We start from the raw sequence: 531 nt of genomic DNA, 5'->3' as shown, positions 1-531 counted from the left end.
TTCGCCGGCGACCTGAGCGGGTTCATTGACGAGCACCTGGAAAAAATCGACCGCAAACGCCACGTCGTCCTCGCCGTGCCCCAGTTCAATGGCCTGGCGACACTGCTGACCGGCACCGACATCATCGCCACCGTGCCTGACTATGCTGCGCAGGTGCTAACAGCCGCTGGGGGCGTTCGGTCTGAAGACCTGCCGATCGAGACGCGTACGTTTGAGCTGCACATGGCCTGGAGGGGGGCGCAGGATAATGATCCGGGCGAGCGTTGGTTGAGGTCGCGGATTCAGATGTTTTTTGGGGACCCTGAGAGTCTTTAGGGGCTTCGCGCATGCTTGTTAGCTGGTCATTTCTGCGTTTTTCTAGCCTCGAATAGCCATTTACTTCCAGCTAATTGCTACATTTGGGGCAAATTTGAGGGCATGGTTTGGATGGTTTAAAAAGGATGCCCCCAGCCTGAGGCCAAGCAGGCTATTGATGAGGGTGAATGGACTGAAGAAGATTGAGCCCTCAGCCCTACCCCGTATCAATGGCCG

General features: G+C 56.5%; 1 protein-coding gene. It reads left to right on the top strand.

Annotated elements, in window-relative coordinates:
- Positions 1-315 (top strand): LysR substrate-binding domain-containing protein (locus tag ALO43_RS15720; RefSeq protein ID WP_235812535.1); only part of this gene is annotated, 315 nt, incomplete at its 5' end.
- Positions 316-531 lie beyond the last annotated feature (216 nt).

The organism is Pseudomonas tremae (assembly GCF_001401155.1).
GTDB classification, from domain to species: domain Bacteria; phylum Pseudomonadota; class Gammaproteobacteria; order Pseudomonadales; family Pseudomonadaceae; genus Aquipseudomonas; species Aquipseudomonas tremae.
This window is presented reverse-complemented; position numbering and strand designations above follow the sequence as displayed.